Here is a 22,372-nt window from a genome sequence, read left to right on the forward strand (position 1 = left end):
CGTCATTGCCCGATGCGTTCCGGATACATGTCGTACTGCTTGCCGCCGACGGTGATGCGGACGGCTTTCATATGCGCTTCGTTCGGCTCTTTGGTGCGGTTGCCGAGCACGGTGATTTCATCGCCCACCTTGGCGGTATCGCCGGTAAAGCCTGAACGTTTCGTCTGGTTCGGATTGCCCAGATCGACCTGCCATATGCGGCCGTCTTCTGCCTTCACGCGCAGGGCCGGATGAGGTGGCGCCATCGAGATCTCGGCAATCGTGCCTTTCAACTCCGATTGCTCTTCTTCGGCCCAGGCCCAGCCGTGGTGCGCAAAAGCCTGCGTCGTGAACAGCGTCATCGCCGTCACGCACAGTGTCAGGGCGACACGATGGAGCACTTCGCGCGCCAGAAAGATCGCGCGGCTGGCGGTTCGGCTTTGGCTCGATAGGGACATGATCATGCTCCTCAGCGAAGGTGGTTGAGCGTCCGACACATCGAACGCAATTACCGAGTTGTAGACGGCAAAGCGCTGCAGTGCCGAGGATCGCAGGAGGAATGTGTAGCATCCTTTTTCGAACGCCCGGCAGGTGCCACCCGCCGGTCATTCCAGCGAGCCGCAACCCCAAGGGTTTTCGCCACGCCGTCCGCGCATCGCTCTCGTGTCGCGGGCTGGAGGACATCCGAACACACGCGCATAGTCCCGACTGAACTGGGTAGGACTTTCATAGCCCACCTCAAAAGCCGCGGCCGTGACGCTTTTGCCGCTGACGACCATGAGCATGCGTGCCTGAAGCAGGCGAACCCGCTTTTGATACTGCAACGGACTCAGGGTGGTTACCGCCTTGAAGTGGCGGTGGAAGGCCGAAACGCTCATTGCTGCCCGTTGCGCCAGGCTTTCCACCCTGATGGGCTCCGCAAAATCCCGTCGGATCCACTGAATGGCCAGGCTGACTCGCGCCATGGCGGTATCCGGTGCGGCGATTTCCCGCAACATCCAGCCATGGGGGCCTTGCAACACACGAAACAGAATCTCGCGTTCGTAGGCCGGCGCGAGAGCCGCGATGGCGTCAGGGTTACCCATCAATCGCAACATGCGCACCCAGGCATCCATCAGCTCGGGCGTTACCGCAGCCACCGAGAATCCAGGGTCGCGCTCATGGCGATCAGCAGGTTGGGGTAGGTCAGCCAGCAGCGTGGACAACACGCTGGGATCAAGCGTCAGGCTGACCGCCAGATAGGGTTCGCCTGATACAGCAGGATGCACCCTGCCCACCGCCGGCAGTTCGATGGACATGACGAAATAGGTCGACGGGTCATACCGCAGCGTACGGTCGCCCACGGTCATGGTTTTGTGGCCCTGCAGAATAAGGTTGATCATCGGGTCGTACACCGCCGCCAGCAGATGTTCGGGAATCTCCCCCTGAACCATGGCGACACGCGGGATCCCCGTCTCTGTGCGGCGGTTTTCGGCCTTGGCGGCGAGACTGCGCAGTTCATTCAGTAGTTCGTTCATGCCGGCCATGCTGACCGTGGCATCAACAGCGGCGCAAGTAAAAAGCAGAAACAGGCAGGTTTCGGGTAGGAACGGCCGCGTTCGCGGCAAAGGCGCGCCCTAGTCTGGAGACTCATTCAAGTCATGGAGCAGGTCATGGGCGTTATCGTCATCACCGGAGGCAGTCGAGGGATCGGTGCCAGTGCAGCGGAACACGCCGCTCGGCGCGGCATGGGCGTCATCCTCACGTACAACCAGCATCCAGAGGCGGCGAATGAAGTGGTGCGACGCATCGAGCAAGCGGGCGATAAGGCCGTTGCGCTCAAGCTCGACGTGGCGAATGTCGGGAGTTTCGAAGCGTTCCGTGAAGCTGTCCTGGCGGCGCTCCAGGACACCTGGGGTACGAGCACCCTCTCCGGCTTGGTGAATAACGCCGGTTACGGCCTGTTCAACCCGTTGGCCTCGGTCAGTGAAGCGCAGTTCGACGGCCTCTTCGGCGTTCATCTCAAAGGGCCTTTCTTTCTGACGCAGGCCCTACTGCCACTGCTGGAAGACAACGCCAGCATCGTCAACCTGACCAGTGCCACTACCCGCGTCGCTACCGCTGGAGTGGCACCCTATGCCGCGTTCAAAGGTGGCCTGGACGTGCTCACGCGCTATATGGCCAAGGAATTCGGGGATCGGCGTATCCGTGCCAACGCGGTATCCCCAGGGGCGATTCGCACCGAGTTGGGCGGCGGGCTCAACGATGAGTTCGAAGCGATGCTGGCTGCGCAGACGGCGCTGGGCCGAATCGGTGAGCCCGAGGACGTCGCTCGGATCATCGTCATGCTGCTGGCCGAAGAAGGCGCGTGGATCAACGGCCAGAGCATAGAAGTCGCGGGCGGCTACATCATCTGAACGATCGGGAGACATCGCCATGCTGGATCATATTTTTCTGTCAGTGAGCGACATCGAGCGCTCCATCCGTTTCTACGAAGCGGCCCTGAGGCCGCTCGATATCACAGCGCGCCTGGACTACGACGGCAAGGACGGCCCACCCGGGCATCCTGACCTGAAAGGCTTCGGCGCCAACGGCCGCATGTTTTTCTGGCTGCGCCAGGGTGCCGTTGAAGGCCGCGCTGTGCATGTCGGTTTTGTAGCAAACAGCAACGCCCAAGTTGAAGCGGCCTATGCGGCCGCGTTGGCCCACGGCGCGGTCGATAACGGCGCACCGGGCGCACGGCTGCATTACGACCCGAACTACTATGCGGCCAACGTTCTGGACCCTGACGGGTACAGCCTGGAATTCGTCTACAAGAACTGGCAGCACGCCCAATGATGGCGCTGATGATCTATGGCGCAACCGGCTACATGGGGCGCATGGCGGCCGAGTATGCCGTAGCGCAGGGACTGGAAGTCGTCATTGCCGGGCGCGATCACGACAAACTGCGCGTGCTGGCGGCAGGGCTGGATGTTCCTTATCGCGTGTTCACGCCGGACGGCTTGTCGGCAGAACTGCTCGACGGCGTCGACGTGCTGGTGAACTTCGCGGGGCCCTTCGCTCATACCGCCGATGCCTTGATGCGGGGCTGCATCAAGGTTGGCGTCGACTATCTGGATATCACGGCCGAGATCAACGTGTACCGGTTGGCCGAGCGACTGGGCACTGAGGCGGCCAAGTCAGGAGTGATGCTGCTGCCTGGTGTCGGCTGGGACGTGGTGCCGACAGATTGTCTGGCGGTGCATGTCGCTCGCCGTGTGCGGAATCCACAGTCGCTTAGCATTGCGCTTCAGGTCGCAGGCTCCATGTCGCGTGGCTCAGCCCGCAGCGTCAGCGAAATCATCGACGCGGGGCTGCTGGCGCGAATCGATGGCCAGCTCGTGGCAACGCCCGATGCGCAAGCGCGACACTTCGATTTTGGCGACGGCCCGACGCTGTGTACGCCGCTGTCTTTTGGCGATCTGGTGACCGGCTGGCACTCCACGGGCATCCCGAATATTTCGATGTTTGTGCACTTTTCCGGCGATGCCCTTCCCGAAGGCGACCTCGCTCAGCGTCCTGAAGGGCGGAACGCACAAGAGCGCGAAGTTCATCGGGCCCGAGCGGTGGCCGAGGTGACCGGCAGTGACGGCCAAGTTGCGCGGTCGGTGATCGAGACGGTCAATGGCTACACCTACACACCGATTGCCGCCGTGGAAGCTGCCCGCCAGGTGTTGAATGGCGAGCGACGGCCGGGGTTCGAAACACCGGCGAAGCTGTTGGGGTTCGGATTCGCCGAGCGCATTGCCGGAACGACCATCCTCGACAGCTGACGCGCCAGCGATAGCCGCGATGCCTATTCGAAGCCCGAAGATGTATACATCTGCCGCACCGCCAGGTGATGAACCACCACCATATCCAATAGATACCAGATAGATACTATCTAGATATTTTTCATATCCAAACCGACTCCCTAGCATCACGCCAGACGCCCGCCGGCCTCGTGCCGGCGGTGTCACCTCCATATAAAAACAATCAGGAGACAGTGATGCTCAAGTCACCGAAGCCGCTCGCTGCGGCGATTGCGGTTGCTGCGCTGGGTGCGGGTTTGCCGGGTGTGGTCATGGCGGAGTTTCTCGCCGATAGCAAGGCCACGCTGGAACTGCGCAACTTCTATTTCAATGCCGACTACCGACAGGACGGCGCCAACCAGTCGAAGCGCGACGAGTGGGCGCAGGGCTTTCTGCTCAATTACGAGTCAGGCTTTACCGAGGGGCCGGTCGGCTTCGGCGTCGATGCGATCGGGCTGCTCGGGGTAAAACTCGACTCCGGGCCGGAGCGACAGAACTCCGGGCTGCTGCCGGTCGGCGACGAGAAGGCGCCGGACGAATACAGCCAGCTCGGTGCGGCGGCGAAGATGCGCTATTCGAAAACCACGGTGCGGGTCGGCACCTTGCTGCCGAAGCTGCCGACGGTGCTGCCGAACGATTCCCGCCTGCTGCCGCAGACCTTTCGCGGCGGCATGCTGACCTCGAAGGAAATCGACGGACTGACGCTCAGCGCCGGCCGGCTGACGCAGAACAGCGTGCGCAACTCGGCGGCCAACGACGACATGCAGGTCGCCGGCAAGGGCATCCGTGGCGGGCAGGCCAGCGATCAGTTCGATTTCGCCAGCGCCAGCTATCGCTGGACCGACAGCCTGACCACCGGCTACCACTACGGACACCTGGATCAGAACTACAAGCAGCACATCGTCAACCTGTCTCATGTATTGCCGCTGGGCGACGAGCAGTCCTTCAAGAGCGACCTGCGCTTTGCCCGCTCCACCGAGGCCGGCAACACCAACGTCGACAACGATGCCTTCGGCGCCAAGTTCACCTACCAGCTCGGCGGCCACGCCTTTGGCGCGGCGTACCAGAAGATGAGCGGCGAGACAGGCTTTCCACACATCAATGGCACCAATTCGTACCTGGTCAACTACGTGATGATTTCGGCGGACTTCGCCAGTCCCGGCGAGAAGTCCTGGCAGCTGCGCTACGACTATGACTTCGCCGCCGTCGGCATTCCGGGGCTGAGCTTCATGACGCGCTACCTGCGCGGCGATGGCTTCGACGGTCCGGGCGGACGCAATGGCCGCGAGTGGGAGCGCGATACCGATATCGGCTACGTGTTCCAGCAGGGTGCATTGAAAAACTTCGGCGTGAAGCTGCGTAACGGCACCTATCGAAGCACGGGCAATGACATCGATCAGACCCGTTTCATCCTCAGCTACACGCTGCCGCTGCTGTAACGGCGCCACCCAGCCCTCCCGTCGCCCGTGCGGGTGACGGTGTCGCTCACAGGAGATTCACCATGATCATGCAAAAGACTCTGCTGTCGCTGGCCGTGGCCTTTGCCCTGGCTAGCACTCAGCTGACAGCGCAGGCGGCCGACACGGCTGACCTGCCCTGCCGCACCACGGCCGAATGCGCGGCCGAGGCGGCGAAGATCGGCGCCACGGTCGACCGTGCCGGCGCCAGGCAAGGCGAGCACGACGACCAGTTCACCTGGGTCAACCGGATCAACAAGGCGTCGATCGTGATGCTGACGGAGGAGAAGATCGTCGACCGCAACCAGGGGCGCGAGATCGCCCGCGGCGTTCAGCATGTCATCGACCAGGCCGGCAAGGCCGACGGCAAGCGCCCCAGCGATGTGATGCAGATCGAACGCATCATGATCGACAGGATCGGCCCGCAGGCGTCGTTGATCCACTCCGGGCGCAGCCGCCAGGACATGTACGCCACCTACCGGCTGGCCACCCTGCGCAGCCAGCTGCTGGACTACACCGACGCGATGAACGCCACCCGCGCGCGGCTGCTGGAGCTGGCCAAGGACAACGTCGACACGCTGGTGCCGGCCTACACCAACGGGGTACAGGCGCAGCCGATCACCTACGCGCACTACCTGCTGGCCTTCGAGGCCGCCTTCGAACGCGATGCCCAGCGCATCCGCGAGCTGTACCAGCGACTCAACCGCAGCCCCATGGGCACGGCGGTGTTGGCCAATTCGGGCTGGCCGTTGAACCGCGAGCGCCTGTCCGAGCTGCTCGGTTTCGATGCGGTCCGGGAAAATTCGCTGGATGCCGGCCAGGTCTCGACCTATGACATCCCCATCGAGGCCGCCAGCATCGCCTCCTCGTCGGCGATCCGCATCGGCGCCATGCTGGGCGACATCCACACCCAGTACCATCAGATCCGCCCCTGGCTGCTGCTGGAGGAAGGCGCCACCTACACCAGCAGCGCCATGCCGCAGAAGCGCAACCCCGGGCTGATCATGCGGGCGCGCGAATCGGCCTCGGATGTGGTCGGCCTGGCGCACACCGTTACCCTGCGCGCGCATAACGTGACCACCGGCATGACCGACTACAAGTTCGCCTTCGACGGCCTCGGGCTGTTCGACAGTGCGCACGAGATGTTCGTCCGCACCGGCAAGGTGATGGACGCGTTGGTGGTCAATCCGCAGCGCGCGCTGGAAGAGCTGGAAGCGGAATGGACCACCTCGATGGAGCTGGCCGACACCCTGGAGCGCGAGCACAAGGTGCCCTTCCGCATCGGCCACAGCTTTGCCTCCGCCGTGGTCGGCCATGCGCGCAAGGAAGGCTTCGTGCCGGCGAACTTCCCCTACGCCGAGGCGCAGCGTCTGTACACCAAGGCGGCGGAGAAGTACGACTGGAAGACCCGCACCTTGCCACTGAGCGAGTCGGCGTTCCGGGCCACGCTGTCGCCGCAGAACATGGTCAAGACCCGTGTCGGCACCGGCGGGCCGCAACCGGCGGAGGTCAAGCGCATGCTCACCGAAGCCAACCAGGCGCTGGCCGGCGACCAACTCTGGACCAAGGCGCGCCGTGACCGGCTGGAGAAGGCGGAAGCGGCGCTGGACAAGGCCTTCAACGCCCTGCTGTAGCACCGACGGTGTTCAGCGTTTCCCGGCCACCGTGTCGGGAAACGCGGCCAGCCGACGCGGCGCCAGCGCCTCACGCAACGCCTCGCGATCCAGCGCGCCGCTCCACGCCGAGATCACCACGCAGCCCACCGCATTGCCGATCACGTTGGTCAGCGAGCGGCATTTCATCAGCCGCTCGACGCCGATCAGCAGGCCGAGCGTTTCCAATGGCACCAGGTTCAGAGCGGCGACCGTCGCCGTCAACATCAGAAAAGCCGAGCCCGCAGCACTGGTGGAGCCGAGCGAGGTCAGCAGCGTGATCAGCAGCAGCACCGCCAACTGCGTGCCGTCCAGGGCGACACCCGCAAGCTGCGCCACGAACACCGCCGCGCCGCTGACGTAGATGTTCGAGCCGGCAAGATTGAAGGTATAGCCGGTACTCAGCGTCAGCCGCACCACAGGCCGGGCGCAGCCGGCGCGCTCGAGCTTGTCGATCAGCCCCGGCACCGCCGCGACCGAAGCACCGGTGAAAGCCACCAGGCACAGCTCGTCACGGATGTAGAGGATCAAGCGCCACAGCCCGAAGCCGACCAGCCGTGCAACGGCCCCCAGCACCACCACCAGAAACAGCAGGCAGGCGAAATACAGCGTGCCGACGAATTTGAGCAATGGCCAGGCGGACGCCGGCCCGTAGCGCCCCACCGTGTAGGCCATGGCGCCAAAAGCCGCCAGAGGCGCGAATTTCAATGCCAGGCGCAGCGCCTTGAGCAGGCCGCCGACCAGCCAGTCCAGGCGACGGCGCAGCGGCTCGCCCCTGTCGCCGGCCAGACCAAGCGCCAGGCCGCAGAGCAACGCCGCCATCAATACAGGAAGGATGACCGTATGACCGACGACCTGCGCCAGGCTGGTCCAGATCACCGAAGGCAGATCGCGCAGCGCTGGCGTCAGCGGCGCGGCATCAGGCAGCGCATCGACGCCCGGCGTGAGCAGCAGCGCAACGACCGCACCGGTCAGCAGGGACAGCACGCTCATCAGCAGGAAGTAGGCGATCACCTTGCCGGCGCAGCGGGTCCGCTGGCCTCGCTCGCCGAAGGCGGCCACCGCCGAGGCGACCAGGACGAACATCACCAGCGGCACGGCATGGCCGATCAAGCCCAGGAAAGCGTCACTGAGCGGCTTCATCCGCACCGCCAGCTCCGGCCGCAGGAGGCCGAGCGACAGCCCGAGGGCAATCGCGATGAGGATGAGTACCGTGTCGTTGCGGTAGAGCCTGGATAGAATCATGGGCCGCCGAGCGATGTTGTTGTTCTTGTCGCCTCAGTGCCCCGTATCCTACCCCATCGGGCCGCACAGACGGTCGCACCGAGCCTCGCCAGGACATCGCCGCATGGAATTACGCCACCTCCGCTATTTCGTCATGGTCGCCGAGGAAAAGCATTTCACCCGGGCGGCGGCGCGCCTGCACATGCAGCAGCCACCGCTGAGCCAGCAGATCCGTGCACTGGAGGACGAGCTCGGTTTCGAACTGTTCAAGCGCCACCCCAAGGGCGTGGACCTGACCACCGGTGGCGCGGTGTTTCTCGAAGAGGCCAAGGCGATCCTGGCGCGGGTACAGGACGGCGCGCGACGTGCCGCACGCGTCGCCAGCGGTGTCGAGGGCACGCTGAAGATCGGCTTCACCTCCTCGGCGGCGGCGCATCCACTGATTCCACGGATCATCCGCGCCTATCGCGAGCACTACCCGGCCGTGTCCATCGCCCTGGAAGAAGGCAACGCCGGGCGCCTGACCGAGCGCGCCAGTGCCGGCGAGCTGGAAGTCGGGGTGCTGCGCGCACCGGTCAGCCAACCGGCGGGTATCGAGTTCCATCGTCTGCTGGTGGAGGAACTGCTCTGGGTACTACCGATCGGGCATCCGGCGCTGACGGCAGGCGATGGAGCGATCGACATCCAGAGGATGCGCGACGAGCCCTTCATCCTGGTGCGCCGGCCCGGCGCGCCGGGGATGTATGCCAATTTGCTGCGCGCCTGCCAGACGGCGGGCTTCGAGCCGAAAGTCGCATTCGAAGTGGAACGCATGCTGACGAACGTGAGCCTGGTCGCGGCTGGCGAAGGCATTTCGGTCGTACCGGCATCGATGCGCGACATTCACCGCGAAAGCGTCGTCTATCGCCGGATACGCGGTGCGCGACCGCGCCTGGTCGCGCCGTTGACCCTGGTCTGTCGCCGCTTCAATCCCTCGCCGGCGCAACGCAACTTCATCGAGCTGGCCAGACGCCTGGCCAAGGCCTATCGGGTACAGGCCCAGGGCGAGTAAAGCGGGCCGGCGTCCGTTGTCGACGCGAGCGCATCTGACCGCCGGCACGAACATCGCGCGATCTGCCCTCTCAAAAATTGTGAGCCATCCATAACTCGCAAGAGGTGCAGCATGAGCAAAGACCCGAACACCACCCCTCATGAAAAAAACGATCACGAGCTGGCGAACAGCCCTGACGAAGTCGAGATCGGCACCACGGCGCATACGAAGCACCGGCAGCCAGTCGGCCACAGCCTCGACCCCACCCATACGAACATGAACGGCAGCGACGCGGACGATGCGGACAACCATAAGCGCAAGTGACCACCGCCCCGCGCGCTCAGGCCCGGCCTGAGCCGCGGGGCTCGCAGCACTTCAGCGGGCGGCGTTCCGAGCGGTGGTCTGGGTCGCCAGCAACAGGCCGGCAAAGATCAAGCCGCCGCCGATCCAGTGGAACGCCTTCAAGCCTTCGCCGAGCACGAGCCACCCCAGGATGGCGGTGAAGACCGGCATCAGGTAAGTCGCCATCGCGGCTTTCGCGGCGCCCACCGTTCTGACCCCGTGATTCCAGGACAGGTAGGCCACCAGCGAGGCGAAGACCGCCGTATAGCCAATGACGGCGAGGTTGGTCGGGCTCGGCGTGAAACCGCCGACACGGCCGAGTTCGGCCAGATAGAACGGCAGGATCAGTGGCGTGCCGAGCGCCATCAGCACGCCCAACAGGGTCAGCGGCGGCACCTGGATGAAACCGGCCCAGCGCCGTAGAGACAAGGTGTAGAGCGCCCAGACCAGTACGGCCGCCAGCATGATTAGGTCGCCCGCCTGGAAAGCCAGCCCCGTGAACGCCGCCCAACTGCCGCGGCTGATCAGATAGACCAATCCACCCGCGGCAATGACCATGCCGAACCAGGCACGTCGCGCGGGCCATTCCCCCAGCAGCAGCCCGCCTCCAATGAAGGTGAACAACGGCAGGCAGGTGTTGACCAGGGTCAGGTTGATCGCTTCGGTACTCTGCGCCGCGGTGTACAGGAGCGAGTTGTAACTGCTCACACCCAGCGCCGCGATGACCGGCAAGCGCCAACCCGCCGCTCGCAGCGTGGCCCGGTGCGCCCAGATGGAGCGCGCCACGAAAGGCAACAGCAGGCAGGTGGCGAGCACCCAGCGCCAGAACGCGAGCGTGAGCGGTGGAATCGCCTCGTGAAAGGCCCGCGCGACCAGTGCGTTGCCCGCCCAGCAGAGCACGGCAAGTAGCAGGCCGGCAACGGCCCATCCCTTGCGCGCGCCCATCAGACGGGGCGGCTTGGCCGCAGACGGTACTGCGGTGGCACCTGATCGAGCCCACTGATGGTGACGTTGAGGTTCTTCCAGATGCCGTCCTTGATGCCGTAGATGCAGCCGTGTACGGCAAGGGGCTGTCCACGATGCCAGGCGTTCTGGACGATGGTGGTATGGCTGACGTTGGCGACCTGCTGGATGACGTTGAGCTCGCAGAGCCGGTCGACCCGCGCTTCCTCGGTCGGGAAGCTGCCGAGGTGTTCGCGGTGTTCGTAGTAGAGGTCACGGATGGTGCGCAGCCAGCCATCGATCAGGCCGAGCTGATCGTCGCGCATGGACGCACGCACGCCGCCGCAGCCGTAGTGGCCGGTCACCAGGATGTGCTTGACCTTGAGTACATCGACCGCGTACTGGATGACCGACAGGCAGTTGAGGTCCGTGTGCAGGACGACATTGGCGACGTTACGGTGCACGAACAGATCCCCCGGCAGCAGCCCGACGATCTCGTTGGCCGGAACCCGCGCGTCGGAGCAGCCGATCCAGAGGTATTCCGGCACCTGCTGTTTGGCTAGCTTGGTGAAAAAGTCCGGATCCTCTTCGAGGATGGCCTGGGCCCAGCGTGCATTGTTGTCGAATAGCGGTTGAAGATCGTTGCTCATCGCCTGCCCCTTACATTCGGACATGCACGTTACGAACCGGTCGGGCTTTTGACAAGCACGCCGACCGGCGCTGCGCCAACAGCCTCAGACGGTGAACAGCGGATTCGACGGCACCTCGGCACGCGGCCGCGACGAAAAGGCCCGCAGGTCGCGCAGGAAATTGTCGCGCCAGGCGTTGAGATCGGCGGCGCGTATGGCCCGCATCATGTGCTCGTAGCGATCCTTGCGTTCGGTGAGCGACATGCGCATGGCGCGGTCGAGCGCCTCGGCCATGCCGATGCAGTCGTAGGGGTTGATGATCAGGGCCGAGGTCAGCTCTCGCGCCGCCCCGGCAAACCGCGATAGCACCAGCACGCCCGGATCCTCCGGGTCCTGCGAGGCGACGTACTCCTTCGCCACGAGGTTCATGCCGTCGCGCAGAGGCGTGACGAAGCCGATCTCGGCCTCGCGGAAAAGGCCCATGAGGGCACGACGATCATGGCTCTTGTTGAGGTAGTGCAGCGGCGTCCAGTCCAGGTCCGACAGCCAGCCGTTGATATGCCCAGCCAGGCTTTCGAGTTGCTGGCGGATGGTCTGGTAGGTCTTCACGTCGGAGCGGGAGGTCGGCGCGATCTGGATGAACTCGACAGCGCGACGATGCTCGGGGTAGCGCTCGAGAAAGGCTTCGTAGGCGCGGAAACGCTCCAGCAACCCCTTGGAATAGTCCAGCCGGTCCACGCTGATGATCTTCTTGCGGGCCACGTCCGTGGTGCGCCGCTGCGGGCGTGGTCGAACACGATAGGACTCGGCCAGCTCCTGGATCTCGTCCGGCACCACGCCGATCGGGTAGACGCCAGCACGGAAATTCTGTCCGTAGGCGGTCAGGCTGCCGTCCGTTTCGAGGATGCCGCGCACTTCACGGGTCATGTAGTCCTGGAAAGCCAGGCGGTCGGTTTCGGTCTGGAAACCGATCAGGTCGTAAAAGCACAGGGTCTTGAGCAATTCGTTGTGCGGCGGAATCACCGTGAGGATTTCCGGCGGCGGGAATGGGATGTGCAGGAAGAAACCGATGCGGTTGCGGATGCCGATTTGGCGGCAGGCTTCGGCGAAGGGAATCAGGTGGTAGTCGTGGATCCAGATGATGTCGTCAGGCTTGAGCAGCGGTTTGAGCTTTTCCGCCAGCATGGCGTTGACCCGTCTGTACCCCTCGTATTCCTGGCGGTTGTAGCGAGCCAGATCGATGCGGTAGTGGAAGATCGGCCAGAGCGTCGCGTTGGAAAAGCCTCGGTAGTATTGATCGTAATCCTGCTTGGTCAGGCCCATCGTCACGTAGGTGATGTTGCCGACGACCTCGGTGTTGGTCTGCGGCGTGCTACTGACGTCGCCGCTCCAGCCGAACCAGATGCCACCGGCCTGACGCAAGGCGTCGTGTACGCCGACCGCGAGCCCGCCCGCGGCGACCTTCCCCGCCTTGATCGGCGCTACTCGGTTGGAAACCACTACAAGTCGGCTCATGGGCAGTTCTCGCTTCAGTCTGGTTTTATTGATTGGTCCTGCTGCCCGGACAGGGCATGCTGCAACGCTTCGAGCCAGGCCGTGACGGCGGCGACGGACGCGAGGCGTTGCGTTGCCTCGGTTGCACCGCTGCCAACTTTGATGCTCACCCCGCCAAGCTCGTTGACGACAGCGAAACCGGCTTCGTCGGTCAGGTCATCGCCGAGAAATACCGGCGTGCGGCCGCTAAAGGGCGCTTCGCGCATGAAAGACCGGATCACCTCACCCTTGCTCGCGCCACGCGGCTTGAGCTCGAAGACGCACTTGCCCGGTTGCAGTGCGAGCACTTCAGCGTAGCGCTTGACGAACGCTTCGGCCAAGGCACGGGCCGTTTCTTCAAGCTCTGGAGCGAGACGGTAATGCAGGGCGAAGGCGACGCCCTTGTTCTCCAGTGACAGACCGGGATGCTCTCCACAGGCCTGGGCCAGCTCGCGTTGAACCGTCGCGAAGGTCTGCTCGTCGAGCGCCAGGTTCTGCTGCGTGCCACCGGCGGTACGCCGCTGCGCGCCATGTATGCCGGCCGCCGGCAAGACCAGCGGCTGCAGCAGCGCATCGAGCTGTTCGATGGGCCGCCCGGAGATCACAGCCACTGGAACGCCCTCGCGGTGCAGTTGCTGCAGGGCAGCCAGTGAACGGGGCGGAATGGAGACGAGTTCGGGCCGTGGCTGGATCTCGGCGAGCGTGCCATCGACATCGAAGAAAAAAGCGCAGCGCCGAGGCTCTAGCTCGGCTTCATCGTTTTGTTTGCTCATGCCTGGTCAGACTCCTGATCAACGGTAGTGGTTCGCGCTTTTTTCCCACACCGAACGACAGCCAACGGGCCGTGTTCTCACGCGGCGGCGTCGAAACCGGCTGGCGGCCAGCCTGAATCTTTCACCCTCGAGCCGGGTCACAACCTGCAAGACGAAGTTTCAGCAGGAGGTTGTCATGAACGATCGCAAACCTTACACCCCCAGCGAAATCGACGACACCGAGGATCGTATGGGGTCCATCGAGCAGCTCGACTTCGATCAGCATCGTGACGATCGCAAGGGCCGCGTCGGGGACGAAGTACCCGCCGACGAACTCGAGGATGAGTTTCCGCCCGAGCGTGTGGCGGAGGCCGGCATGACGACCGGGGAAGTGCCCGGCGGGCAGACCACCATGGACGACTTGGCACCCGAGACGCAGATCCCCGATGACGGCGCGCGCTCGCCGCACGAACGCGGCCACGGCGATCCGGCGGATCAGGACCTCAGCGTGGTGTCGGAACACCGGATCGGGGCCGATGTGGACTTGGACGAGGCCGAAGCGGGCCGCTATGACCCGCTGGACGGCAAGCCATGGGACGGCCCGGCGGATGGCGACCCGGACACCGGCCTGGGCGGCGGCGACGCGGTACTGCATGAAAACGATGACGTACTGGACGACAACGAGCTCGAAGGCGACGCCTTGCTCGACTCCGGCCGCGATCGGGCACCGGACCGGTAAGCCTGTTGACCCAAGGGTCGATGGTACTGCGGTCGGCGGCCTACCTCGCCGACCGCGGCGTCTGGCTCAGTCGATGAGCGTGCAGGCCATGACCAGGGCGTCCTCGCGGCCATCGGCTGCCGGGTAATAGCCGCGGCGCCGCCCCACTTCGTTGAAGCCGTACCGCTCGTAGAGCCGATAGGCCGAGGCATTGCTGGCTCGCACCTCGAGAAAGCACTCCCGGCCGCCTCGCGCCTGAGCGCGCTGCATCAGATGCTCGAGCAGCCGCAATCCCAGACCGCGCCCCTGGTTCTGCGGCTTTACCGTGATGTTCAGCAGATGGGCTTCATCGAGGATCACGTTGATCACCCCGTGGCCGACCTGCTGCTCGCCTTCGAACATCACCCAGCACTCGTAAGCACTCAGGGCATCGGTGAAGATGCCGCGGGTCCAGGGATGGCTGAAAGCCGCATATTCGATCTTCAGAACGGTGTCCAGGTCCGCCGCGGTCATCGGGCGAAAGCTCAGGGCTTCACTCATCACTACGCTCTCGACGCTATTCACGACCCCAGACTCCAGCGTGGCATGCTGCGCCGCATGGCCTTCCACAGCTGCGCCTTGCTGTCCGGCTGCTCCATCAGTTGCTCGAGCCCGGGCATGGTCAAGGCAGGACCAAGCCCCTCGACGATCAATTCGCGGTAGCACGCCTCCGCGTCGACTTCACCGGCGAAGCGCAAAGCCGGCGCACCGATCAGCCAGATGCAAGCGCAGCCCAGCTCTTCCAGCTCGGCCGCGACGACGCCTTGCACATAGTCGCGTGCCGCCTCGGTGCCCTGATCGAGGCTGCCACGGTGCAGCAGCGGCCAGCGTATCGGCTCGCCGTCGCCGACCTGTTGTGGGCTGTCAGGCAGCCGTGCGGCGCGCAACAGGTCCTTGAGCAGGATGTAGGCCGGATCGCGGCTCTGGAAGGACTCGCCCGTTGGCAATTCGACCAGCAACAGCACATTGCCGGCACGCATCAGCTGCAACGCGAAGCGCGGCGGCGGCATGACCGGTGCTGCCTCGACCCTTTCCGCCACGGGCTCGTCGGCGGCCACCACCGGCTTTCTCGGCTCGGGCTTGGCGACACGCTGCATCGCCGAGCGAACCGCCTCGGTGGCGGCACCCGCAGTGCCGGGCGGTGCCACCGGCTCCCGTTCCACCGCAGGCACGGCAGGCGTGGCGGCAGGGCGCTCGGGTGCGACGACCGGAGCCGGCGCGGCTTGCGTGATTTCGAAATGCAGCAGTTCCGGCCGCGAAGGTGCGGCGAAGGGCAATTCGCTACGCGGCAGCCAGACGGCGACCTGCATGGCCTCCAGATAGGCGCGGCGCCTCTGTTCGCTGATCAAACCCCTTCCACCTGCGGATGTGCCTTGGCACCAACCTGCATGAGGTTCAGTGCGTTGAGATAGGCCTTGGCCGACGCGACGACAATATCGGTATCGGCTCCGTTACCATTGACGATGCGCCCGCCTTTCTCCAGCCGCACGGTTACCTCGCCCTGGGAATCGGTGCCCTTGGTAATGGCGTTGACCGAATACAGTTGCAGCGTGGCGCCGGAGTCGGCCACCGATTCGATGGCCATGAACGTGGCGTCGACCGGCCCCGAGCCCTGTGCCGACGCAGGATGCTCCTGACCGTCGACGTTCAGGACAAGCTTCGCCTCGGGAACTTCGCCCGTCTTGCTCGCGACTTCCAGGGTCACCAGCTTGAAGTGCTCCTGCACATCTTCGGCCAGCGTGTCGGAGACCAGGGCCTGGAGGTCCTCGTCGAATATCTCGTGCTTCTTGTCCGCCAGTTCCTTGAACCGGGCAAAGGCGGCGTTGAGCTCGCCCTCGCCCGGCAGGACGATGCCCAGCTCCTCGAGGCGCGAGCGGAAGGCCGCACGCCCGGAATGCTTGCCCATGACCATCTTGTTGGCGTTCCAGCCGACCGACTGTGCGGACATGATCTCGTAAGTCTCGCGGTGCTTGAGCACCCCGTCCTGGTGGATGCCGGACTCATGAGCGAAGGCGTTGGCGCCAACGATGGCCTTGTTCGGCTGCACCGGGAAGCCGGTGATGCCGGAAACCAGACGCGAGGCGGCAAGGATGTGCTCGGTTTCGATGCGGGTGTGCACGTCAAGCAGGTCCTGGCGGGTCTTGATCGCCATGACGATCTCTTCCAGCGCGGCGTTGCCGGCACGCTCGCCAAGACCATTGATGGTGCACTCCACCTGACGCGCTCCGGCGACCACCGCGGCCAGGGAATTGGCCACGGCCAGCCCCAGGTCGTTATGGCAATGCACGGAGAACACCGCCTTGTCGGCATTGGGGATGCGCTCGAGCAGCTGGCGGATGGTGTCGGCGTACTGGTGCGGAATCGCGTAGCCGACGGTGTCCGGGATGTTGATGGTGCGCGCGCCGGCGTCGATGGCGGCCTCGATGATGCGGCAGAGGAAATCGATCTCCGAGCGCCCGGCGTCCTCGCAGGAGAACTCCACGTCGGCGCACAGGCTGCGCGCCTTCTTCACCGCGCGCACCGCCTGCTCGACCACCTGGTCCGGCTGCATGCGCAGCTTGTACTGCATATGAATCGGGCTGGTGGCGATGAAAGTGTGGATGCGCCCGGCATTGGCGCCGGCCAGCGCTTCGGCGGCGCGTTCGATATCGGCGTCCACCGCGCGCGCCAGGCTGCACACGGTGCTGTCCTTGATGTTGTCGGCGACGGCCTTCACCGCGGCGAAATCCCCCGGGCTGGCGATCGCGAAGCCCGCCTCGATCACGTCGACCTTCAACCGTTCCAGCGCCTTGGCGATACGCAGCTTTTCTTCGCCGGTCATGGACGCGCCGGGGCTCTGCTCGCCGTCGCGCAAGGTGGTGTCGAAAATGATGACGCGGTCGTTGCTGCTCATGTCGAACTCCTCTAGGCCCGCCGTGCGGAGGCCGGCGTCCAGGATGTGAATTGTGGCCGGAAACCGGCAAAGCGGAAAGGCCAAGCGTGTTTTTGACGGCGTCCAGCGATCGGTTTGGGCTGATTTGCATCGTGGCCAGACAGTACAATTGCCGACCCATTTTCACACCGCCAACAGAACCGATTCAGATGATCGAACCCAAGCGCGTACTGCGTGCCCTTGCCGAACACTGGACGTTGCTCGAGCCGCTGTGCGAGCGTTTCGATGCCGGCACGCTGAGCCTCGTCGAGCTTCGCCACCAGCTTGCCGCTCAACTGCCGGAGGGTACGCCCACCGACATCACCGCCCTGCTCGATCAGTGGATCCGCCTGGATATTCTGGTGCCCGTGGCGAAGAGCCCGAATCGCTTCGAGCTCAATGCACAGATTCACGACTTTCTGGCCTACCTGCGACGAGAACATCGCCTCGGCCTGTGCCTGGAAATCGAAGCCTATCTGCGCCATCTCGAGCGCCTGGCCGGACACATCCAGGATGCTTTCGAAATTCGCGACGGCCAGGATCTCGCCCGCCAGCTGCGACTGCTCGACATGCGCGTGCGTGACGTGCTGAAAAAGCTCGCCAATGACGAGCAGGCTCTGATCGGCGTCGCTGACCGAGCCAAGACCAGCGATCGACAGATTCCGCTTCGCCAGCGCTATGCCGAGGTGCTGGCGACCTGGGACGAGTACGTCGAGCCGATGATTCAACTGGTCGCCGCCGATGGCGCATTCGAGCAGGGCGTCTATCGGGTCGAGCAGGTCCTGATGAAGCTGCTCGGCGAGCAGCAGCGCCTGGGCCATCTGGTCGATGACGACCTGCTCCTGCGCACCCATGCGCGCATCCTGGAAATGCAGAGCACGGCGCAACTGACGCTACGGCATGCCCGCGAGCTGCTTCTTCCCCTGCGCGAGGAGGCGCGCCGGCACAATGCCGTGACCCGCGGCGCGGCGCTGGCGCTGTCAGCCATACGCAAGAAGGGCCTGGACGCCGTACCACAGGCCTCGATGCCCCTGTTCACACGTCCGCAGAGCACCTTCCTTGGTACAGCCAATCAGGTGGAGGCCTATGTCTACGCGCTCGCGCGCTTCGAGCCCAAACCCGCGCAATTCCCACGCGCCGGCAGCAAGCGTCGGACCGAAGCACCTCGTTCGCCGCTGACCGCCCGTGAAATGCTCGATCGTTGCGAACAGGCCTTGCCGCTGCCGGACCTGATGCAATGGCTCCTGGAGCAGGAACCCGACGGCGCGACGGACGAGCTGCTGTACTGGTTTTCCCGTCTGTCCCGCGATGCACGCTTCCAGCGCGATCGGCTGGAACGCCGTGAATACCTGACACGGGAGCACCAGGTCAGTCTGAGTTCTTATGCATTACTGGCCAATACCCATGGCTGACCCTGACGCAGCCTGCTCCGTTTCGAACCGTATTTCGTGGAAAACGCCTCGCGACTTCCACACGACGACTGTCCTGAGTGGCCTATGAACATCGACCTGAAAGAAATGACCCAGCTGGCACCGATCTTCCGCGAGCTGTTCAAGGGGTATCACCTGTCGCGCAGCGAGCCGGAGTGCTACACCCAGCTATCCAACATGCAGGACCAGTACCGTGCGCTGTTCAAGGCGCTCGGCTTCGAGCTGGTCTGCGATCCGCGCGGCTTCTACTATTTCGTGCCCGAGCAGATGGGCGCTCAGGTCAACAAGACGGCACAGCGCCTGGCGCTGTTCACGTTCATCCTGGTCGAACACCTCGCTGACCAGGGCCGCGATCCGCTTGCCGTGCTCGACGGCGGCAGCCTGGGGCGCGACGAGCTGCCGGCACTCCTGGACAAATATCGGGACCTGTTTCTACAGGCCGAGGTGACGACCCAGGACGAACTCGAAGAAAAGATCATCCGCCGCCTGACACAACTGGGTTTCGCCGAGGACAGCAACGGCATCTACCGCTTCCTGCCGCCCATGCACCGCTTCCTCGACGTGTGCTTGTCGGTCCAGCAGGATCGCGATCTTGCGGCAAGTCTGCACAGCAGTGACCTGTCGCTACCAGCCCCGGCACTGGTCGCCGAGGAAGAGGACGATGAGATCATCCTGCTCGAACGCGACCCCGACGAGACCGAAGAAGAAGCCCTGGCACGCGCCATCGTCGAAGAAAAGGAGCTTGAAGCATGAGCCAGGAACGCTACGGCATCCGCCGCTTCGCCCTGCTGAACACCGCCGGCTACAGCCTCGGCATCTTTCCGTTGGAGACACCGCTGTCGGTCTACGGTGCGAACAACCTCGGCAAGTCCGCCTCGATCAACGCGCTGCAATTTCCGATTCTGGCTCGCATGTCGGACATGAGTTTCGGCAAGTACAGCCTGGAACAGTCGCGCAAGTTCTACTTCGCCAGCGACACCAGCTACATCCTTGTTGAAGTCGCGCTGCCTCACGGGCCGCATGTCATCGGCGTCTCTGGGCGCGGCCCGGGCGGCGGTTTCGGCCATCAGTTCTTCGTCTACCAGGGCTCGCTGGACCTCGATCATTACCAACTGAACGGCACCTGCCTCCGCCAGCGTGAGCTGTTCGCCAACCTCGAGCGCGCCGGCATCAAGGCGTACGAAGCCAAGCCGGACGAACTTCGACGGCTGCTGGTTGGCGGTCACACGGCCATTCCGCTGGACATGACGCTCATTCCGTTGCGCTCGACCAGCGAACAGAGCCTGAAAACATTCCGCGCCCTGTTCATCAACTTGCTGCACATGCGCGAGATCACCGCCGCCAAGCTCAAACAGCTCTTCCTCGATGCGTTCGAACACAGCCTGCGCTCAGGCAGCGTCGACTATATCGCCGCCACCGAGGAGGCCTTCCGTGACGTCCGGCGCATGGAGCAGGACTACCAGGCGCTGGTGGCCGCCGGACCACTGGTCGAGGCCCTCGCCGCTGGCGTCGCGCAACGTGACCTCTTGCGCGGAAAGCTGCATCGCCTTTCTCCTCTGCTGGACGCCCTGCTAGGCGCCTGGCAGGACTATGCTGGCGCCCGCAAGGAAGAGCTGGTCATCCAGGCCGAGCACTACCGCCGCGAGCAGGACGGTCTGCAAAACGAACAACGGGGTAGCACGGCGGAACTGATGCGCCTGGAACGTGAGATCAGCGAAATTCAGCGCTGGCTCGGCGAGCTGGCAATGCTCAAGAACCGATTCGCGCTGATCGAAGACGCCCACGTGCTCGAGCAGCAGCTGCTGGCCGCCAAGGACGCCCATGACGAACTAGCCGGTGCGCTTTCCCAGTCACGCCAGTTCTCCAGCGAAGATCTTGACGAGCGCCTGCGCGATCTGGAAAAGCGCCTCAAGTCGGTTCGGCAGCAGCTGGATCACGCGGACAACAATAGCTACTCGCGCCTCCGTGAGGAGCTTTCTCAGGCCGACGTGGATCGCCTGATGCGGCTGTTCAATGGACAGTTGTTCAGTCTGCCGCTCGGTGAAAAAGGCATCGTCGTAAAGGACGGTGACACCTGGATCAAATCGCTCGAAGCGGTACTCGATGGCTTTAGGGGCGAGCGATTCGAGGCACCGGGCCTGTCTATCGATCTGTCGCAGATCGAACCCCCGGCCTTGCAGGCGCTGGCCGATCGTGCGGCGTTGAGGGATCAGAAAGATCGACTCGAAAAGGAGCTCAAACAGCTCAAGGCGCAGCAGTCGGTGACGGTCGACCGGGCGGCGAGCAAAGCACAGGCTGAACAGCTCTATCAGCAGGTGCTCGATGCTCAGAAAGCACTGGAAGATTTCCGCCGTTGCCAAACTCTTTCCGCCGAGGAGGAGCGCAAGCTTGAACAGTTGGCGCAGGCCGAAGCCGCTCAGGACGAGCTGAAGCGAACCAGCGACGCCTTTACCGAACGCGTCCAGCACCTGTCAGCGAAGCTGCAATTGGTAGGCCGCCAGCTTGCAGATCTGGAGGCCAAAGAGCGAACCCTTGAAGACGCACTGCGTCGCCGCCAGCTCTTGCCCGCGGATCTACCCTTTGGCACGCCTTTCATGGATCCGGTCGACGATTCGCTCGACAACCTGCAACCCTTGCTGAACGACTACCAGGACAGCTGGCAGGCGCTACAACGCGTCGATGGGCAAATCGAAGCCCTCTATGCGCAGGTTCGCCTCAAGGGTGTCGCCAAGTTCGACAGCGAAGAAGATCCCGAACGTCGGCTTCAGCTTCTCGTCAATGCCTACGCGCACCGCCAGGACGAAGCCCTTACCCTTGCGAAGGCCCGGCGCGCCGCGGTAACGGATATCGCTCGAACGCTGCGCAATATCCGCAGCGACTATGACAGCCTCGAACACCAGCTCGCCTTGTTCAACCGGGAGATCAACAAACGGCAGGTTTCGAACCTGGAAAGCTTCCGCATCGTGCTTGCACCGAACAAGGACGCGCTCCGACACATTGATCAGATCATCCACAGCGCTGGTCAATACGAACAAGGCGAGACGCTTTCGGTTTTCGACCTTCAGCAAAGCAGCGAACAGGACAGCAAGAATGAAGAGGCCAAGGAATACCTGGCCCGCCTGGTCGCCGCCAACAACAACCAACTCGGGTTGAAAGACCTCTTCGAGTTGGCCTTCGAGATCACCAAGGTGGGTGGTCAGCCCGTGATCCACACCGATATAGACGGAGCAGCATCAAACGGTACGACGATGACGATCAAGGCGCTGACCAATATGTACCTGCTGCTTCATCTCATGGACCGTGAGCAGGCCGGCCGCATCCGACTGCCCTACTACCTCGACGAAGCTGCCGATATCGATGAACGCAACCAGCAGGCGCTCATCGAGACCAGCCAACAACTGGGGTTCGTACCCATTCTGGCCTCGGTTAAACCCCAGGTCTCGGCCGATGTAGCCATCGATCTGGAAGGCGGCACGGGCCCTAACGGCATCTATATCGACGAGGCGGACTGGAAATTCATCAAGCGCCGCCAGCCAGTAGCGCTGACTACAGCAGCCGTGGATCACGAAGTAGGTGAAACGGCAGCGGTGGATTGACACCCCTCTCGCTCGATACCTGGCGCTCACCCGTTGAGCGCCAACAGTTCTCAGACAGCCCAGGGCTCAACGAAGACAAGCGGCCAACATCAACCTGAAGAATGATGTGAGGCTGATACGGGCCGGGGCCGCCGCCACAGTCGGGCTTCATGTAGCCAAGGTAGGTGCACGCCCCCCGGCGAGCATCACATCGCGGGGATGCCCGGATCCAAAGATCTCATCTCATCGGTTTCGAAATTGTTTGCTGGTGCTGTATTGGCTTCAGGCGCCCGTTAAACGCCTGGACAAGCTCAAGCGTGTTGCCTCGCCTCCTGTCCCAGCGATGGCGT

The 22,372-nt window shown here is 63.7% G+C and carries 21 protein-coding genes; 11 read left to right on the forward strand and 10 right to left on the reverse strand.

Annotation, left to right across the window (positions count from 1 at the left end; all coding sequences use genetic code 11):
* Positions 1-2: 2 nt before the first annotated feature.
* Entirely contained in the window at positions 3-437 is a 435-nt protein-coding gene (locus tag MST27_RS20995) for a DUF6152 family protein (RefSeq protein ID WP_243607835.1), read from the reverse strand.
* Between the two features lie 147 nt (positions 438-584).
* The gene (locus MST27_RS21000; protein ID WP_243607855.1) at positions 585-1,496 is read right to left on the reverse strand and encodes an AraC family transcriptional regulator; all 912 of its coding nucleotides are present in this window, start codon (positions 1,494-1,496) and stop codon (positions 585-587) included.
* Positions 1,497-1,631: 135 nt separating this feature from the next.
* On the opposite strand from MST27_RS21000, the gene MST27_RS21005 reads away from it, so the two are divergent.
* The 5 genes from MST27_RS21005 to MST27_RS21025 all read left to right on the forward strand — a co-directional run bounded on the left by MST27_RS21005 (position 1,632) and on the right by MST27_RS21025 (position 6,879).
* Positions 1,632-2,375 carry an SDR family NAD(P)-dependent oxidoreductase gene (locus MST27_RS21005; protein ID WP_243607836.1) on the forward strand — a complete coding sequence of 248 codons (744 nt, stop codon included), beginning with the start codon at positions 1,632-1,634 and terminating at the stop codon, positions 2,373-2,375.
* A gap of 19 nt (positions 2,376-2,394) precedes the next feature.
* Positions 2,395-2,796 carry a VOC family protein gene (locus tag MST27_RS21010; RefSeq protein WP_243607837.1) on the forward strand — a complete coding sequence of 134 codons (402 nt, stop codon included), beginning with the start codon at positions 2,395-2,397 and terminating at the stop codon, positions 2,794-2,796.
* The gene (locus MST27_RS21015) at positions 2,793-3,770 is read left to right on the forward strand and encodes a saccharopine dehydrogenase family protein (RefSeq protein WP_243607838.1); all 978 of its coding nucleotides are present in this window, start codon (positions 2,793-2,795) and stop codon (positions 3,768-3,770) included. Before MST27_RS21010 ends, MST27_RS21015 begins: the two co-directional genes overlap by 4 nt.
* A gap of 215 nt (positions 3,771-3,985) precedes the next feature.
* Positions 3,986-5,227, forward strand: a complete 1,242-nt coding sequence (locus tag MST27_RS21020; RefSeq protein WP_243607839.1) for an OprD family porin — start codon at positions 3,986-3,988, stop codon at positions 5,225-5,227.
* 62 nt (positions 5,228-5,289) lie between these two features.
* A complete protein-coding gene (locus MST27_RS21025; protein ID WP_243607840.1) occupies positions 5,290-6,879 on the forward strand; it encodes an argininosuccinate lyase in 1,590 nt (529 codons plus the stop codon).
* 12 nt (positions 6,880-6,891) lie between these two features.
* On the opposite strand, the gene MST27_RS21030 is transcribed toward MST27_RS21025, so the two are convergent.
* A complete protein-coding gene (locus tag MST27_RS21030) occupies positions 6,892-8,142 on the reverse strand; it encodes a cation:dicarboxylate symporter family transporter (protein WP_243607841.1) in 1,251 nt (416 codons plus the stop codon).
* Between the two features lie 103 nt (positions 8,143-8,245).
* Between MST27_RS21030 and MST27_RS21035 the strand changes: the two genes are divergently transcribed.
* Positions 8,246-9,172 carry a LysR substrate-binding domain-containing protein gene (locus tag MST27_RS21035; protein ID WP_243607842.1) on the forward strand — a complete coding sequence of 309 codons (927 nt, stop codon included), beginning with the start codon at positions 8,246-8,248 and terminating at the stop codon, positions 9,170-9,172.
* Positions 9,173-9,283: 111 nt separating this feature from the next.
* Complete coding sequence (locus MST27_RS21040; RefSeq protein WP_243607843.1) at positions 9,284-9,475, forward strand: hypothetical protein; 192 nt, start codon at positions 9,284-9,286, stop codon at positions 9,473-9,475.
* Positions 9,476-9,526: 51 nt separating this feature from the next.
* Here the strand turns inward: MST27_RS21040 and MST27_RS21045 are convergent, their stop codons facing one another.
* From MST27_RS21045 to otsB, 4 genes are all read right to left on the reverse strand, one after another.
* Positions 9,527-10,438, reverse strand: a complete 912-nt coding sequence (locus MST27_RS21045; RefSeq protein WP_243607844.1) for a DMT family transporter — start codon at positions 10,436-10,438, stop codon at positions 9,527-9,529.
* Positions 10,438-11,085, reverse strand: coding sequence for a carbonate dehydratase (can, locus tag MST27_RS21050; protein ID WP_243607845.1), 648 nt, complete (start codon positions 11,083-11,085; stop codon positions 10,438-10,440). Before can ends, MST27_RS21045 begins: the two co-directional genes overlap by 1 nt.
* Positions 11,086-11,169: 84 nt before the next feature.
* On the reverse strand, positions 11,170-12,579 hold the full coding sequence (otsA, locus tag MST27_RS21055; protein WP_243607846.1) for an alpha,alpha-trehalose-phosphate synthase (UDP-forming): 1,410 nt from the start codon (positions 12,577-12,579) through the stop codon (positions 11,170-11,172).
* A 14-nt stretch (positions 12,580-12,593) separates the two neighbouring features.
* Positions 12,594-13,370 (reverse strand): trehalose-phosphatase, encoded by a 777-nt coding sequence (otsB, locus tag MST27_RS21060; protein WP_243607847.1) that lies wholly within the window; start codon positions 13,368-13,370, stop codon positions 12,594-12,596.
* A gap of 175 nt (positions 13,371-13,545) precedes the next feature.
* Between otsB and MST27_RS21065 the strand changes: the two genes are divergently transcribed.
* On the forward strand, positions 13,546-14,088 hold the full coding sequence (locus MST27_RS21065) for a hypothetical protein (RefSeq protein WP_243607848.1): 543 nt from the start codon (positions 13,546-13,548) through the stop codon (positions 14,086-14,088).
* Positions 14,089-14,154: 66 nt separating this feature from the next.
* Here the strand turns inward: MST27_RS21065 and rimI are convergent, their stop codons facing one another.
* The 3 genes from rimI to MST27_RS21080 are packed head-to-tail and all read right to left on the reverse strand — an operon-like array spanning position 14,155 to position 16,999.
* Entirely contained in the window at positions 14,155-14,607 is a 453-nt protein-coding gene (rimI, locus tag MST27_RS21070; protein ID WP_243607849.1) for a ribosomal protein S18-alanine N-acetyltransferase, read from the reverse strand.
* Positions 14,608-14,627: 20 nt separating this feature from the next.
* Positions 14,628-15,455: an energy transducer TonB gene (locus tag MST27_RS21075; RefSeq protein ID WP_243607850.1), complete on the reverse strand. Its 828-nt coding sequence runs from the start codon at positions 15,453-15,455 to the stop codon at positions 14,628-14,630.
* Complete coding sequence (locus tag MST27_RS21080; protein WP_243607851.1) at positions 15,452-16,999, reverse strand: 2-isopropylmalate synthase; 1,548 nt, start codon at positions 16,997-16,999, stop codon at positions 15,452-15,454. The genes MST27_RS21075 and MST27_RS21080 overlap by 4 nt, the downstream gene beginning before the upstream one ends.
* A gap of 188 nt (positions 17,000-17,187) precedes the next feature.
* On the opposite strand from MST27_RS21080, the gene mksB reads away from it, so the two are divergent.
* From mksB to mksF, 3 genes are all read left to right on the forward strand, one after another.
* Positions 17,188-18,429, forward strand: a complete 1,242-nt coding sequence (mksB, locus tag MST27_RS21085) for an Mks condensin complex protein MksB (protein ID WP_243607852.1) — start codon at positions 17,188-17,190, stop codon at positions 18,427-18,429.
* 84 nt (positions 18,430-18,513) lie between these two features.
* Positions 18,514-19,200, forward strand: a complete 687-nt coding sequence (mksE, locus tag MST27_RS21090; protein WP_243607853.1) for an Mks condensin complex protein MksE — start codon at positions 18,514-18,516, stop codon at positions 19,198-19,200.
* Complete coding sequence (gene mksF / locus MST27_RS21095; RefSeq protein ID WP_243607854.1) at positions 19,197-22,043, forward strand: Mks condensin complex protein MksF; 2,847 nt, start codon at positions 19,197-19,199, stop codon at positions 22,041-22,043. Before mksE ends, mksF begins: the two co-directional genes overlap by 4 nt.
* Positions 22,044-22,372: the final 329 nt, after the last annotated feature.

The sequence above is a fragment of the Stutzerimonas marianensis genome, from assembly GCF_022810315.1.
GTDB lineage: Bacteria > Pseudomonadota > Gammaproteobacteria > Pseudomonadales > Pseudomonadaceae > Stutzerimonas > Stutzerimonas marianensis.

What these genes read in the sequence shown, in the direction of transcription:
- mksF (WP_243607854.1), top strand. Translation starts at nt 19,197, where the DNA reads ATGAGCCAGGAACGCTACGGCATCCGCCGCTTCGCCCTGCTGAACACC.
- MST27_RS21040 (WP_243607843.1), top strand. Translation starts at nt 9,284, where the DNA reads ATGAGCAAAGACCCGAACACCACCCCTCATGAAAAAAACGATCACGAG.
- rimI (WP_243607849.1), bottom strand. Translation starts at nt 14,607, where the DNA reads ATGAGTGAAGCCCTGAGCTTTCGCCCGATGACCGCGGCGGACCTGGAC.
- MST27_RS21080 (WP_243607851.1), bottom strand. Translation starts at nt 16,999, where the DNA reads ATGAGCAGCAACGACCGCGTCATCATTTTCGACACCACCTTGCGCGAC.
- MST27_RS21045 (WP_243607844.1), bottom strand. Translation starts at nt 10,438, where the DNA reads ATGGGCGCGCGCAAGGGATGGGCCGTTGCCGGCCTGCTACTTGCCGTG.
- mksB (WP_243607852.1), top strand. Translation starts at nt 17,188, where the DNA reads ATGATCGAACCCAAGCGCGTACTGCGTGCCCTTGCCGAACACTGGACG.
- MST27_RS21005 (WP_243607836.1), top strand. Translation starts at nt 1,632, where the DNA reads ATGGGCGTTATCGTCATCACCGGAGGCAGTCGAGGGATCGGTGCCAGT.
- MST27_RS21065 (WP_243607848.1), top strand. Translation starts at nt 13,546, where the DNA reads ATGAACGATCGCAAACCTTACACCCCCAGCGAAATCGACGACACCGAG.
- MST27_RS21015 (WP_243607838.1), top strand. Translation starts at nt 2,793, where the DNA reads ATGATGGCGCTGATGATCTATGGCGCAACCGGCTACATGGGGCGCATG.
- MST27_RS20995 (WP_243607835.1), bottom strand. Translation starts at nt 437, where the DNA reads ATGTCCCTATCGAGCCAAAGCCGAACCGCCAGCCGCGCGATCTTTCTG.
- MST27_RS21035 (WP_243607842.1), top strand. Translation starts at nt 8,246, where the DNA reads ATGGAATTACGCCACCTCCGCTATTTCGTCATGGTCGCCGAGGAAAAG.
- otsA (WP_243607846.1), bottom strand. Translation starts at nt 12,579, where the DNA reads ATGAGCCGACTTGTAGTGGTTTCCAACCGAGTAGCGCCGATCAAGGCG.
- MST27_RS21025 (WP_243607840.1), top strand. Translation starts at nt 5,290, where the DNA reads ATGATCATGCAAAAGACTCTGCTGTCGCTGGCCGTGGCCTTTGCCCTG.
- mksE (WP_243607853.1), top strand. Translation starts at nt 18,514, where the DNA reads ATGAACATCGACCTGAAAGAAATGACCCAGCTGGCACCGATCTTCCGC.
- MST27_RS21020 (WP_243607839.1), top strand. Translation starts at nt 3,986, where the DNA reads ATGCTCAAGTCACCGAAGCCGCTCGCTGCGGCGATTGCGGTTGCTGCG.
- can (WP_243607845.1), bottom strand. Translation starts at nt 11,085, where the DNA reads ATGAGCAACGATCTTCAACCGCTATTCGACAACAATGCACGCTGGGCC.
- MST27_RS21030 (WP_243607841.1), bottom strand. Translation starts at nt 8,142, where the DNA reads ATGATTCTATCCAGGCTCTACCGCAACGACACGGTACTCATCCTCATC.
- MST27_RS21000 (WP_243607855.1), bottom strand. Translation starts at nt 1,496, where the DNA reads ATGAACGAACTACTGAATGAACTGCGCAGTCTCGCCGCCAAGGCCGAA.
- MST27_RS21010 (WP_243607837.1), top strand. Translation starts at nt 2,395, where the DNA reads ATGCTGGATCATATTTTTCTGTCAGTGAGCGACATCGAGCGCTCCATC.
- otsB (WP_243607847.1), bottom strand. Translation starts at nt 13,370, where the DNA reads ATGAGCAAACAAAACGATGAAGCCGAGCTAGAGCCTCGGCGCTGCGCT.